Origin of the sequence: Streptomyces callyspongiae (genome assembly GCF_047200695.1) — a bacterium.
GTDB lineage: Bacteria > Actinomycetota > Actinomycetes > Streptomycetales > Streptomycetaceae > Streptomyces.
Genome location: NZ_JBJZOM010000016.1, coordinates 26,531 through 40,410, shown reverse-complemented (window position 1 = coordinate 40,410; position 13,880 = coordinate 26,531). Strand labels below are relative to the sequence as shown.

The following is a 13,880-nucleotide window of genomic DNA, read 5'->3' as shown; positions in this document are numbered from 1 at the left end:
GAGTGCGCCCGCCATGCGGTTCCGCCCCTCCTGGACCAGGATGGCACCACGGAGTGAGCGCGGGGCGCCGGAGGAGCCGCAGATGGCAGTCGACACCACGGTCTGGGGCGGCGATGACAGCCTCGTCCGACTGCTGACCTGCAACGACGGCGCCGAGTTGCTGACCGCGGCGGCTGCGGCGGCGCTGCCGCCCGGCGTCCCGATCGCGGGGGCGCTGTACCGCAGACGCACCGACGGCGTGCTCGCTCTCGAGGCGGCCGCGGGACTCGGGGAGCCGGCGGCAGCCGCGCTCGCCGCCGACCCGGCGGTGCTCCGCGCCGCCGAGGGCCCCGCACCGGTGTACTCACCGGTCCACGACGGACGGCTGCCGGAGGGAGCGGGCGAGCGCGCGGCCCTTCCGCTGGTGGCGGACGGCGAGCGGCTCGGCGTGCTGCTTCTGCTGCTGCCGGCCGGCCACTCCGCCGGCGACCGGAACCGTGCCCGGATCCGCGCGGTGGGAACGGTCTGCGCCCACCGGTGGCGGTACCTGCTCGGGATGCCGGAAGACACGCAGGAGGCGGGCCCCGCGACGGTGCGCGGCCACGGCTCCCCCGCCGCTCCGGGCGGCACGCGCAGCCGGACGCGCGACCTGGCCATGGCCGACGCGGGCATCGGCTCCTTCGAGTGGGACTTCGACAGCGGAACCCTGGTGTGGGACGAACACGTGTGTGCGCTGTTCGGCATCTCCCCCGACGACTTCGACGGCAGGATCGAGACGCTCTTCGACGCCGTGCACCCGGCCGACCGGCACCTCGTCGAGGACGCCGTCGCGCAGAGCCGCCGCACCGGCAGATACCACGTGGTGTGCCGAGTCGTCCGCGCCGACGGGTCGGTGCGCTGGATCGACACCGAGAGCAGGGTCGTCGCCGACGGGGACGAACCGCGGGGCGCGATCGGCGTCGTCCGGGACCGTACGGAGGAGGTCGAGCGGGACTCGGCCCGGCAGGCACGCGGCGAGTTCGTCCTCAGTCTGACCGGTGGCCTCACCTCCGCGATCACCGTGGACGACGTGGTGACGACCCTTATCGAGCAGGCGGTCCCGGCACTCGGCGCACGCTGGCTCGCGGTGTACGTGCAGCAGGAGCACGGACCCATGCGCCTGATCGGGTCCGTGGGGTTCGACGAGGAGGGCAGGCGGCTCGTCGACGAGGCGGCCCGCAACGCCCACGGCAACCCCGTGCTGGAGCCGCTCCACGCCGGGGTCCCGCTGTTCGTGGAGTCGCGGCAGGAGTGGGCGGACCGGGTACCGGACCCGCGCCTGGTCCCGCCCCCCGACCAGCACGCCTGGGCGGTGCTGCCGATGAACGCGGCGGACGGTCCCGTGGGCGTCTGCTCGCTGATCTACGACCGGCCGCGAACGTTCACCTCCGAGGACCGCACCGTGCTCACGGCCGTCGCCGGCCTCATGGGCCAGTCGATGGCCCGCGCCCGGCTGCAGGACACCCGCCGCGAGTACCTGACCGAACTCCAGCGGCTCATGCTGCCGTTGCGGCTGCCCCCGATCCGCGGGCTGGACGTCGCGGTGAGCTACCGGCCGGGTGCCGAGGGGCTGGAGGTCGGCGGCGACTGGTACGACGTGGTGCCGCGTCCGGGCGGCCGGGTGGCCCTGATCATCGGTGACGTCCAGGGGCACAACGTGCGGGCCGCGGGTGTCATGGGCCAGCTCCGCACCGCGATGCGCGCCTACGCGGCGGAGGGCCACGGTCCGGCGGACCTGCTGGCCCGCGGCGACCAGTCGCTGAGAGAACTCGAGACGGGGCTGCTGGCGACCTGCTGCATCGCCGAGATCACCCCGGACAGCGGCCGCATGCTCCTGGCCCGGGCGGGGCATCCGTATCCGCTGCTGGCACAGGCCGACGGCCGCACCGGGGAGGTGGAGGTGCCGGGCGGCATGCCGCTGGGCACCTTCGCCGACGACTACCCGGAGACGGTGGTCGACCTGCCGCCGGGCGGGGCGCTGCTGCTGTTCACCGACGGGCTGGTCGAGGAGCCGGGCACCGACTACGGGGAGGGCGTCGCCGAGCTCTGCCGGCGCATGGCGCGGTACGTCGGGGCCGGCACCGCCCGCCGTACCGGACCGGGCACGCCGCCCCCTCGGGGGAAGGGGGACGACGTACCCGGTGGCTCCGCCGGTCACGGGGACCTGGAGGAGATCGTCGAGCGCATCGCCGAACCGGCGGCGGCACGCTCCCTCCACGACGACATCGCCGTACTGCTGGTGCGGATGTCCTGCTGAGGGCGCAGGTCCCCCGGGCCGCCTACAACCACCCGCAGCTCGACCCCGGCGACCGTCCGGCGAACCGGCCCTCCAGCCAGCCGAAGACCACCGGGAATCCGGCGACCGCTCCCCCCACGTGGGTGGGGCCGAGGTTGGAGGAGAACCGGACGTGCTCGGCGCCGGCCGCGCACCAGTCGGCGGCCATCCGCTTGCCGACGCCGTACGGGATCACGTCGTCGAGCAGGCTGTGGGTGACCAGGGTCGGCACCCGGGGCGCGCGGGCGCCGTCACCGATCTCCTGCTCGGCGACGAGGGAGGCGAAGGGCTCCTCCTCCAGGTGGTCCGTCAGCGGCCGCCCGTCCTCGGTCAGCGTCGCCGAGCGGGTGAACGCGAGCCGCAGCAGGGCCTCCTCGGTGCAGTACTCCTTCGCCCGGGCCACGAACCGCTCCCCCGCCTCGTTGAGGTAGGGGGAGAGGTCGAGGTCGTCGCCCGCGGCCAGGCCGGCGACGGCGTAGCCGAGGAACGCCGAGTAGGGGCCGCCGTCGAGGGTGCGTGCGACGGGCGGCAGATCGGCGGGTACGGCGCCGGCGGCGACGCCCCGCAGGTCGAGTTCGGGGGCGTAGCCGTGCGCGAGTTCGGCGGCCGCCGCGGCGGCACCGCCGCCCTGCGAGTAGCCCGTCACCGCGACCGGCCCGGCGTCCGGCAGGTCCGCCTCGGGCAGCCGCTGCGCCGCGCGGACCATGTCCAGCACCGCGTGCCCGGAGACCGCGCGGTTGACATAGGTGTGGACCCCGGGGGTGCCGAGGCCCTCGTAGTCCGTCATGGCGACGGCGTAGCCGCGGGCGAGCAGGCCCTGGGCGAACAGGCCCTCGTACTCGGTGCCGGCGGCGAGCCTGCGGGAGGGCGCGCAGTGGTCGGCGAGCCCCTGCGTCCCCGGCGCGTACCCGATGACGGGACGTTCGCCCTCGCCCTTCCAGGGTGTGCGGGGTGTGAGCACGGTCCCGGTGACCGCGATGGGCGCGCCGCCTCCGTCGGTCGAGCGGTACATCACCCGGTTGACGACGGCGTCGGCCTTCAGGAGCTTGAGGGGATCGAGGTAGAAGTCGGACGGCTCGGAGCGGATCACGTCACCGTTGTGGGCGGGCAGCGCGGCCGGCGGTTCGTAGAACGGCGGCCGTTCGGCCTCGGCGGCCTGCGCGGCGGGTGCGGCGACGAGGCCGGCGGAGACCGCGGTCAGGACGGCGAGCAGGGCGGTGCACGCTCTTCGGGGAAGCGCGCGGGCGCGGGCGGACGGACGGAACGTCACGGGCGACTCCTCACGGGAGCAGTCGGAGGGGGTGGTTCCGGACGAGGGCCACCCGTGTGAGGTGACCCACAGTAACTTACGCACCGGTAAGTTCTTGGGAGCATGCTTGCCGGCGGTCGCCCTGTCAATACTCGCGGGTACGTCGTGTCCCGCTCCTCCGCCACCGAGCACCGCGGCGCCCGCCTCACGCAGGGCGCCGCGGTGCCGTGGTTCCCGTCGGCCCAGGCTCAGGCGGGCACCACGTGGAAGAAGTGCGTGGGCAGCTGGACCGCGACCGACTCGTGCACCGTGGCGCACACCGCCGTGCCGGAGCCGTCGAAGGTACCGGCCGGCGGCTCGGCGACCCGGATCGCCGAACGCCGCGCGTCCAGCAGCACGGCTGCCATGGCGAAGTCGCCGACCAGCGCGCAGCCGCGCTCCACCTGGCGGTGGCGGCACACCATCACGCCCTCGCGGGCGAGATCGTCCAGCAGACTGCCCGAGCCGGCGAGACGCCCGTAGTAGTCCGAGGGATTCACCATGATCGCGTGCCCGGTGCCGCCGGACTGCTCGATCTCGTCGAACGCCGCCAGCAGACCCGTCTCGTAGCCGTTCCGGTAGGGGAGTTCCGCGACGTCGGGGTGGTGGACGACCTGGTGGGTGAGGGCGCGGTTCTCCGCCGTGCCCAGCCGCACCATCAGCCGCCGGTCGATGAAGGCCGCCAGGCCCGCCGGTTCGTCCCCCAGCCCCTCCGGTATCTGCACCCAGGCGTCGATCGGCGTCACCCGGTACTCGGCGAGGCTGAAGCGGAAGGCGTCCTCGCGCAGCCCGGAGGCGGTGTCGGCATGCTCCGGGTCGGGCCGGGTCTCGTGCCAGGAACGCACCACGTCGGAGTCGGCGGGCTGCTTGCGGAACAGGTTGCGCGCGGTCAGCCGGTGCCGCTCCTTCCCCGGCCGGAACGTGTCGGTCAGGGTGTAGTCGAAGCGCACCTCCGCCTTCTCGGGGTTCTCGGCGAAGGCACGGGCGAACTCCTCGCCGGGCGTGGGTACGGAACCCTGCGGGGCGGCATCCTGGTTCATCGGGTCTCCTGGTTCTGCCGGGGCTCAGAGCGCGTGGGCGACGAGCCGTTCGTAGTACGGGAGATGGTGCTCGTAGTAGGAACGCAGCCGGGCGTCGTTCTCGACGGTGACGGTGTACTCCCGGTCCGGGAGCCGGAAGGAGGAGCTGGCGATGGCGTCCAGGTGCCACCGCCGGTTCTGCTCCCATTCGGCGCGTTCTCCCGGCTTCCAGCTCAGCGCCTCCGGACGGTGCGGCAGCCCCACCTGCGCGCAGTAGGCGGCCACCACGGCAGCGGGCTCGGCGAGGAGACGCTCGGCCGAGACCACCACCGGATCCACGCCGGTGGCCCGCCGGGCCAGTTCGAACAGCGCCCACTGGTGTTCGTAGCCCGCTTCGCGGCAGGCCATCTCGGGCTTGACCGCATGGTGCGAGGCGATCGCCCGGGCCGGGTCACGCACGATGAAGGTGTGGACGAAGCCGGCGATCTGCTCCGGGTGGTCGAACAGGTGCCGGTAGCTGTACTCCAACGTGTCCTTGAAGAACACCGGCCCCTCCTCGCCCAGCGCGGCGAGGTGGTCCAGCAGCGCGCCCGGGTCACGGACCGTCGTGGTGGCGCCGTCCGCGCCGCCGTCCGCCGCCAGGGCGGGCAGCGCCACCTCGCCGTGGTCGGTGAGGAGCACCAGCGGTTCGTGGACGACGGTGACGTCCCCGCGCTCGATCATCATGCGCAGGAACGCCGTCGACACCGCCCGCGGGTGCGCCCACATCGCGATGACGGTCACATGGACCACGCAGTCGGCTGCCGGTCCCACCGGTGCTCCCGCAGTTCCCGGAGCAGCCCCTCGTCCAGAGGCCTGCCCGAGACCGCCAGGTTGGCGCGCACGTGCGGCTCGCGGCGCATGCCGGGGATGACGGTGGTCACGGCGGGGTGGTGGAGGATGAAGCGCAGGGAAGCCTCCGGCAGCGTCAGCCCCTCGGGCAGTACCTTCTGCAGCGCCTCCGCCCGGTCGACGGTCGGGCCGAGGTTCTCCGGACCGAAGTAGACGGCGCGCCAGTCGTCCTCCGGGAAGACGGTGTCGCGGCTGAGCCTGCCGGTCAACCCGCCCTCGTCGAACGGGACACGGGCGATGATGCCGATGTCGTCCTGCTGGGCGCGCGCGAAGAGTTCGTCCTCGGGGGCCTGGTCGAAGATATTGTAGATGACCTGGATGACATCGACGAGGCCGGAGTCGAGGGCCCGCAGGCAGTTGGCGGGCTCCCAGCGGTTCACGCTGATCCCGAAGCCGTCGATGACGCCGTCCGACTTCAGGTCGTCGATGACCCGCTGCCAGCGCTCGTCACCGGCCCAGCGGTCCTCCCAGACGTGGAACTGCAGCAGGTCGATGCGGTCGGTGCCCAGGTTCTCCAGGCTCTTGTGGACGTACTCCCTGATGTGGTGGGGCGGGAACACGTCGTCCAGGGTGTCCTCGGGGCCGGGAGGCCACTCGCGGTTGAGCGGCGGCACCTTGGTGGCGACACGCAGCTTCTTGTCGGGGTGGCGGCGCAGCAGGGAGCCGAGCATCTGCTCACTGACGCCGCGCCCGTAGACCCAGGCCGTGTCGAAAAAGGTGCAGCCGAGCTCCACCGCCAGGTCGAGGCAGTCGGGGGCAGTGTCGTAGTCCCAGCCGGTGAAGCCGCCGGGGCCGCCGCCGATGCCCCACATGCCGTAGCCGATCTCGCTGACCTGCCAGCCGAGGCGGCCCATGGTCCGGTAGTGCACGGTGATTCGTCTCCTTGTCGGGGTGTCAGGAACGGGAAAGGGCGACGGGTGCGCCCAGGGTGGTGCGATAGGCGGCGAGCGCCGGTTCCAGAGAGGCGTCCCTCAGGGCGTGGCGCGCGTCGAGCGCGGCGCAGGCGTGCCGGGTGAACAGGGCAGGGTTGTCCGCCAGGAGCCGGCGGAAGTCGGGGAAGGCGCACCCGGGGGCGGCCGCGGGCAGGGACGTCAGCATGGCGTGCAGCAGGGCGGCGTCCGACTGCCTGTCGGTCTCCGCGAGGGCCTGGAGTGCGGCCATGAACTCGCCCGGGGGGACGGCACGCGTCCCCGGGCCCCCGGCGGCCTCGACTCCCGCGAAGTCCACACTGCGGTCGCGGTACACGTGGTACACGGCGCCCGCGGCCGGTTCGCACACCCCGGCGACGAGCCGGGCCGCCGCTTCGTCGACCGGTGTCCAGTCGGACAGCATCGGCACGTCCGGCCGCACCCCGAGGCGGTGGAAGGCCGACAGCAGCAGGTGGGTCAGCGCCTTCGCGTTCGGCAGCCCGTTGTCGGCGGCCGGCATCGCCTCGCCCAGCCGGTACACGGTCACCGGCGCGCCGAGCCGCGCGGCTTCCAGCAGCAGCCGCTCCGCGACCCACTTGGAGCGGCTGTAACCGCTGAACGGCGGCGTGACGGTGCCCGGATCGCAGTCCTCCCCCAGGCGCCGACCGTGGTCCGCGGCATGCCGGTCGAGCACTCCGAGGGTGGAGACGTGGTGCAACGGCTTCGGACGTCCGGTCAGGGCGAAGCGCAGGGCCTCCGTGGTTCCGAGCACGTTGGCCGGGCGGTGGGCCCGGTAGTCGAGGAGGAAGTTGACCAGCGCCCCGATGTGGAGCACCGCGTCGCACTCGGCGGTCAGCCGGTCCCACTCGGCGGCGGCCAGCCCGAACCGCGGGCTGCCCAACTCGCCGCTGCGGGCGTCGATACGCGCGGCGAACGTCGGGTCCCACAGGCCGTGGTCCTCCAGGGCGCGCAGGACGCGCCGTGCCGCGGCCGCGTCGTCGGGGGCCCGTACGACGCACACGGCACGAGCACCGGTGGTCGTCAGCAGGGTGTGGAGGGTACGGGTGCCCACGAAGCCGGTGGCGCCGGTGACCAGGACGTTCCGCGGCGGCACCGGCCGGTCCGCACACGGGGTGCCGCCGCGGACGGCCTGTGCCACCAGGCCCGCGAGTTCCTCGCTGAACACCGCGTCCCGCGCCATGAGCGCCTCGTCACCGCCCGCCGCGTCGGGCGGCGGGGCGGCCGGGCCGGTGAGCGCCTCCGCGAGGAGTTCCGGGGTGCGGTGGCCGTAGAGGTCGGAGAGGACCACGGGAAGGCCGGCGCCGTCCCGGATGCGGATGACGACGCTCAGAGCCGTGAGCGAGTCCCCGCCGTGGGCGAAGAAGTCGTCCTCGGTACCGAAGCGGGGCAGCGCGAGCACGGTGCGCATGACGTGCGCGATGCGCTCGGCGGCGGAGGCGTCGGCGGGCGGAGCGGAGTCGGCCTCGGAATCCAGCTTCTCCTCGACGACGTCGCGCAGCGCGCGCAGGTCGACCTTGCCGGTGTCGGAGAGCGGAAGAGCCTGGAGCACGAAGCAGTGCTGCGGCACCTGGACGCGCGGCAGCACGCCGCGCAGATGGTCGCGGAGCGCTGCGGGAGTCAGGCTCTCGTCGGCCGCCGCCACGAGCACCAGCCGGGTGCGGCCGCCCCTGCGGAGCGTCATGGCCTTGGCCTGGACGACTCCGGGACACCCCTCACCCGCCGTCTCGATCTCGGCCGGCTCTATGCGCACACCGTCCACTTTCGCCTGTCGGTCACGCCGACCGCCGAAGCGGAGCAGCCCGTCCGTGCCGATCCTGCCGAGGTCCCCGGTGCGGTACAACACCCTGCCGGGGATCTCCGGGAACGGATTGGGGACGAAGACCTCCGCGGTGCGCGCGGGATCGCCGAGGTAACCGGCACCCACGCACTCGCCGCCCACCAGGATCTCGCCGGTCGTTCCGGGCGGCAGCGGCCGCAGGTCCTCGTCGGCCACCACGGTCCAGCAGTTGTCGATGGGGCTCCCGAGCGGGATGTGGTCCCCGTCGTCCTCGGTCACCCGGTGGAACACCATGCCGATGGAGGTCTCCGACGGCCCGTACCCGTTGGTGACGGTCAGCGCGGGAACGAGTTCGCGCAGCCGGTGCACGGCCCGCGGGATGATCTCCTCGCCGCCCACCACCAGGTGACGCAGCGAGGACACCTTGTCCACGGCGGAGGGGTCCGCCTCCAGGAGGGCGACCAGCATCGCGAGGATCGCGGGCACGAAGTCGGTGACCGTGACCCGGTGGTGGGCGATGGTCTCCACCGTCCGCTCCAGGTCCAGGAACTCGCCCTGCTCGGGGATGACCGTGCGACCGCCCGTCGTCAGCGGCCAGAGCATCTGCCAGATCGCCGAGTCGAAGGTGTGGCGGCTGTTCTGCAGCACCACCTCGTCACCGGTGGCGGCGAACCACCGCGTCATGAAGCGGAAACGGTTGCTGAGTCCGCGGTGCAGGTTCACCGCGCACTTGGGCACCCCGGTGGTGCCGGAGGTGAACACGCCGTAGGCGGGACTGTCCGGGCCGGGACGCACGCCCGGCCGTTCGCGGCTCGGGGCGATGTCCCGCCAGGAGACGAGGTGGGCGCGGGGGCCGGTGCTCGCCAGCGGTGCAGACGTGAGGGCGAGCGGCGGCCGGAGAACGGTGAACACCGCCCGCAGCCGCTCCTCCGGCCAGGCCGGGTCGCACAGCGTGAACACCGCGCCGATCTTCATCACCGCCACGGTGCACAGCGCGAGTTCGACGCTGTTGCCGATCACGACGGGCACCATGTCGCCCTCGCGCACGCCGCAGGAGGTGAGTTCCGCCGCCAGCCCGTTCGCCAGCGCGTCGAACTCCGCGTAGGTGAGCGTCGTCTCGGTCTCCTCACCGCGGTGGGTGAGGGCGGGCCGGTGCGGGGTGCGGTCGGTCTGCTCCTCGATGAGGGCGGTCACGGGCTTGTACGGTCCGAGGTCCGCGCGTCTGCCGGCGGACTGCAGCGTTGCTTCCGACATAACTCCGAACTCTTCGCCTCGGGAAAGGGGACGACGGTTCACCGGAGGACGGAGCCGGCGTTCCGGGCCGGGGACAGCGCCGGAACCGCGGCTTCGAGACCGGTGGGCGGGGGTTCTCCTGTCACGAGTGCGGCGAGCAGGGCGCCTGCCGCGGGGGCGGTCTGGATGCCGTAGCCGCCGAGACCGGCGAGCCGGTGGAACCCGTCGGCCCCGGGGGCGGGGCCGACGAGCGGCACGTCGTCGGCGGGCGAGGTGCGGAGCCCTGCCCAGGCACGGCGTACGTGCCGCAGCGGAAGGTCCACCACGGCGGTGAAGCGTTCGAGCGCGAGGGCCACGTCGACATCCTCCGGCCGCACGTCGCCCGGCGGAACGGGCGTCTCGTCCACCGGGGAGAGCAGCAGGCCGCCGGACTCGGGCCTGCCGTAGAAGGTGCCGGCAACGTCCGCGACCATCGGCCAGTCCGCGACCCCTCGTTCCCGGCCGTCGTCGTGCGGCGGGACCGGTACGAGAGCCGCCGTCCGGCGGCGGGGCACCAGCCCGGCGGGAGGAACACCCGCGAGGCGGGCCAGCTCGTCCGACCACGCCCCGGCGGCGTCCACCAGGAGCGGCGCGGTGAACTCTCCCGCGGGAGTGCGGGCGCACCAGGCGCCCCTGCGGTGCGACAGGCCCATGACGCGTGCGGAGGTGACGATGCGGCCGCCCGCCGCACGCGCACCGCGCAGGAAACCCTGATGGGCGGCGTCGACGTCCACGTCGCAGGCCCCGGGCTTGTACAGGGCCCGGCCGAACGCCTCCGGCCGCAGGGCCGGGCAGAGACGCCGCGCTTCGGCCGGATCCACCTCCACCACCGGTTGCGGGGCGCGCGCGCCGGACACCTTCGCCTCGTCGAACGCCTCCGCCGAGCCGGGTGTCTCCAGGGCGAGGACGCCGCGCGGATGGAGGAGTTCGGCGCTGCAGAACCCCTCCGGCGGCCGCGTGTAGAAGCCCCGTGACGCCTCGGTGAGCGACCGGACCGTGGGGTTCCCGTAGTACTCGGAGAAGAGGCCGGAGGAACGACCCGTCGCGTGGACGCCCGGCGCGCGCTCGGCCTCCAGCACCGTCACCGCCCCGTGGCGGCTCAGGAAGTAGGCGGCCGCGGCCCCGGCGATCCCGGCACCCACGACCAGGAAGTCGCTGCCGACCGGCCCGGTGCCGGCCCCTTCCGTGCCTCCCGTCATACGTCTCGCTCCTTCCTCGGCACCGTGGCCAGGGCGATCAGCAGCGCGAGCAGCGTGACACCGGCCGCCACCAGGAAGCCGCGTGACGCACCGTCGGAGAGCGCGGCCTCCGCGGTCGTCCCGTCGGCCGCGGCCGCCACCGACGGCCACACCACCGCGCCGAGCGCGGCGAGTCCGATGGCGCCGCCGATCTGGCGGGCCATGCTGAACAGGCCGGATGCGGCACCGGAGTCCTCGTCCGCGACGCGGGCCAGCGCGGCGAGGGTGAGCGGGACGCCCGTCACCCCGAGCCCGGAGTAGACCAGCACCGTCGGCACGAGCATCCCGGCGGCCCAGCCGCTCGATTCACCGATCCGGGACAGCCACAGCATCCCGACCGCCGCGACCAGGAGCCCGCCGCAGACCAGACGCCTGGTACCCATCAGGGCCACCAGGCGGGAACTCAGCTTCGCGCCCGTCACCATCAGGCAGGTGAGCGGGAGATAGACGAACGCGGTGTGCAGCGGGGAGTAGTCCCAGACGCGCTGCAGGAAGAGGGTGAGGAAGAAGAAGATGCCGAACATCGCGGTGCTCACCAGCGCCAGGACCGCGTACGTGCCGAACCTGGTCCGGTCCGTGAACAGCCGCAAGGGCACCAGGGGTTGCGCGGACCGCCGCTCCACCAGGACGAATGCCGGCAGCAGTACCGCCGAGGCCGCCAGGCTCACCAGCACCGGGGCTGCGGTCCAGTCCCCGCCCTCGGAGGCGCCCCCGACCAGCCCGTACACCAGTAACAGGGCGGCGAGCGTTCCCGTCAACGCACCGGTCGCGTCGAAGGAACCCCGCTGCCGCGCGGTCTCCGGCAGGACCCGCCGCAGCGCGACCAGCACCGCCGCACCCACCGGAACGTTGACGAACATCACCCAACGCCAGGACAGGTACGCGGCGATGAGACCTCCTGCCAGCAGTCCGACACCGCCTCCGGCCGTGGCCACGGCCGTGTACCACCCCACCGCCCGGTTGCGCTGCGGCCCCTCCTGGAAGGTCACGGCGATGAGCGACAGTGCCGCCGGCGAGGCGGCCGCGGCACCGACGCCCTGCAGCGTGCGGCAGACGATCAGCAGCCACGGCTCACCGGCGAACCCGCCCACCAGGGACGCCGCGGTGAACAGCGCGACGCCCAGGGCGAACACCCGTCGCCGCCCGAGGATGTCCCCCAGCCGGCCGCCGAGCATGAGCAGCCCGCCGAACGCGATCGAGTAGGACGCGACCACCCATTCGAGCTGGGAGCCCGCCAGCGCCAGCGAGTTCTGAATGCTGGGCAGGGCCACGTTCACAATGGTCGCGTCCAGCAGGAACATCAGCTGCGCCACCGAGATCAGGGCGAGCGCCACGGACTTGCGCCGGTGCTCGGCCGTGTCCTCCTTCGCGGCCGACGCGGTCGCCTGCCGAGGCGTCGTCATCGGCGGCTGGCGAACTCGGTCTCCAGCCGCTCGCGCAGCGGCTGCCGAAGCACCTTCCCGAGCGCGTTCTTGGGCAGCTGCCACACGAACTGCACCCGGTCCGGCCACAGGATCTTGCCCATCCGCTCCTTCTCCAGGAACGCGTGCAGCTCCTCCAGGGTGGGCGGGTCGCCCTCGGCGACCACCACGGCGCAGACGAGTTGGCCGCTGGGCATCCGCGGATCGGGGTAGCCGACCAGCGCCACTTCCCGCACCTGCGGATGGCGGGTGAGGACCGACTCGACCTCCAGCGTGGACACCAGGTGACCGCTGGACCGCATGATCTGGTCGGCGGTGCGCCCGGTGATGCGGATGCCGCCACGCCCGTCGTCACGGGCGAGGTCGGTGGTGTCGAACCAGCCGTCCTCGTCGAGGCAGGCCTCGTAGACCTCGCGCTGGCCGAGGTAGCCGAGGCACTGCGACGCGCCGCGCACCAGCAGCCTGCCTTCCTCGTTGCCCGGCTCGCAGTCGATGCGTATCTCCATCGACTCCTCGGGACGGCCGTCGCTGTGCGCGGCCCAGCCCTCCGGGTCGTCGCCGCGGGTGACGGTGACCGCGCCGTTCTCCGTCATGCCCCACAGTGCGCGGACGGGGAGGTCGAACACTTCCCGCACGTCGCTGATGATGTGGGGCTGGATCGGCGCCGAGCCCGACACGATCTGGCCGACGCTGGAGGTGTCCCGGGGCTCCCTGCGCTGCTCGTCCAGCAGGTCCAGCAGGAACGCGGGCGAGGCGTACGCCCAGGTCACCTTGTGCCGGGCCACGTTGTCCAGGAGAAGTCCGCTGTCCTTGCCGTTGTCCTGCAGCACCGTGGTGCCGTGCACCAGGAGCGGCATGTAGCAGGCGTAGGTCAGCGCCGCCATGTGCGTGAGGAAGTTGGGGATCGAGATGACGTCGTCCGGACCGAGGCGGTGCGGACGCGACACGGCGAGCACCGAGGCGTACAGCGTGTTCTGGCTGTGCACCACGCCCTTCATCCGGCCGGTGGTGCCGGAGGTGTAGAGCAGCAGCGACGGTTCGTCGGGACGCAGCCGGTCCTCCGGATCCAGCGTGTGCCGCTCCTCCCACGGGGTCCTGACGAAGAACTCGTCGAAGTCGATCGCGTCCGACGCGGCGGCGTCCCCGATCACCACACGGTGCTCCAGGGCCGGGGCGTCCGCACCGGCCAGGCGGGCCCCGAAGTCCGCGCCGTCGACCTGGTCCACCGTCACGCAGATCCTGGCGCTGCTCTGCTGCAGCACGAACTCCAGTTCGCGCGCGCCGAGCAGCGGGATCACCGGTGTGATGACCGCTCCGATCTCGTGGCAGGCGAGGTAGAGCGGGAGGAGCTGCCAGCGGTTGGGCATGTAGGCAGCGACGTCGTCACCCCGCCCGATGCCCAGCTCCAGGAGCGCGGCGGCGAAGCGTCGTACGAGACGTTGGAGCTCGGCGTAGTCGATGGTCCGGACGAGTTCCCGGCCCTCGTAGGCGATGACGGCCGGGTGATCGCCCCGCTCCCTCGCCGCGTCGTCGAGATCGTCCACGAAGGTCGTCTCCCGCCACCACCCCTTGGCGTAGTACCTCGCGGCCTGCTCGGGCCCCGGCCTCACCAGCGTGTCCCACATGCCCACTCCGGTCCCTTCGTACTCGACCACGAATCCGGGCGGTGAGCCTAGAGGATGACCATCGAGTGCGGAAGTCCTGAATACCGGACTCGGTTGTGGAGAATGCGAACCAACTTTTATGGGTGTG

The 13,880-nt window shown here is 72.9% G+C and carries 9 protein-coding genes; 1 reads left to right on the top strand and 8 read right to left on the bottom strand.

All coding sequences use genetic code 11. The features are described from left to right. The first annotated feature begins 82 nt into the window (after positions 1–82). A complete protein-coding gene (locus tag ACL06G_RS16485; protein WP_412836235.1) occupies positions 83–2,275 on the top strand; it encodes a SpoIIE family protein phosphatase in 2,193 nt (730 codons plus the stop codon). A 22-nt stretch (positions 2,276–2,297) separates the two neighbouring features. On the opposite strand, the gene ACL06G_RS16480 is transcribed toward ACL06G_RS16485, so the two are convergent. From ACL06G_RS16480 to ACL06G_RS16445, 8 genes are all read right to left on the bottom strand, one after another. Beyond that, positions 2,298–3,563, bottom strand: coding sequence for a lipase family protein (locus tag ACL06G_RS16480; protein ID WP_412786322.1), 1,266 nt, complete (start codon positions 3,561–3,563; stop codon positions 2,298–2,300). A gap of 227 nt (positions 3,564–3,790) precedes the next feature. Then, positions 3,791–4,621 carry a family 3 encapsulin nanocompartment shell protein gene (locus ACL06G_RS16475; RefSeq protein WP_412836234.1) on the bottom strand — a complete coding sequence of 277 codons (831 nt, stop codon included), beginning with the start codon at positions 4,619–4,621 and terminating at the stop codon, positions 3,791–3,793. A 24-nt stretch (positions 4,622–4,645) separates the two neighbouring features. Continuing rightward, a complete protein-coding gene (locus tag ACL06G_RS16470; protein WP_412836233.1) occupies positions 4,646–5,413 on the bottom strand; it encodes a sulfotransferase-like domain-containing protein in 768 nt (255 codons plus the stop codon). Further along, positions 5,380–6,360 (bottom strand): aldo/keto reductase, encoded by a 981-nt coding sequence (locus ACL06G_RS16465; protein WP_412786319.1) that lies wholly within the window; start codon positions 6,358–6,360, stop codon positions 5,380–5,382. Before ACL06G_RS16465 ends, ACL06G_RS16470 begins: the two co-directional genes overlap by 34 nt. Positions 6,361–6,385: 25 nt before the next feature. After that, on the bottom strand, positions 6,386–9,451 hold the full coding sequence (locus ACL06G_RS16460) for a non-ribosomal peptide synthetase (protein WP_412836232.1): 3,066 nt from the start codon (positions 9,449–9,451) through the stop codon (positions 6,386–6,388). Positions 9,452–9,489: 38 nt separating this feature from the next. Continuing rightward, positions 9,490–10,668, bottom strand: coding sequence for an NAD(P)/FAD-dependent oxidoreductase (locus tag ACL06G_RS16455; RefSeq protein ID WP_412786317.1), 1,179 nt, complete (start codon positions 10,666–10,668; stop codon positions 9,490–9,492). Next, complete coding sequence (locus ACL06G_RS16450; protein WP_412786316.1) at positions 10,665–12,110, bottom strand: MFS transporter; 1,446 nt, start codon at positions 12,108–12,110, stop codon at positions 10,665–10,667. Before ACL06G_RS16450 ends, ACL06G_RS16455 begins: the two co-directional genes overlap by 4 nt. Continuing rightward, the gene (locus ACL06G_RS16445; RefSeq protein ID WP_412786315.1) at positions 12,107–13,783 is read right to left on the bottom strand and encodes an AMP-binding protein; all 1,677 of its coding nucleotides are present in this window, start codon (positions 13,781–13,783) and stop codon (positions 12,107–12,109) included. The genes ACL06G_RS16450 and ACL06G_RS16445 overlap by 4 nt, the downstream gene beginning before the upstream one ends. Between the last annotated feature and the right edge of the window lie 97 nt (positions 13,784–13,880).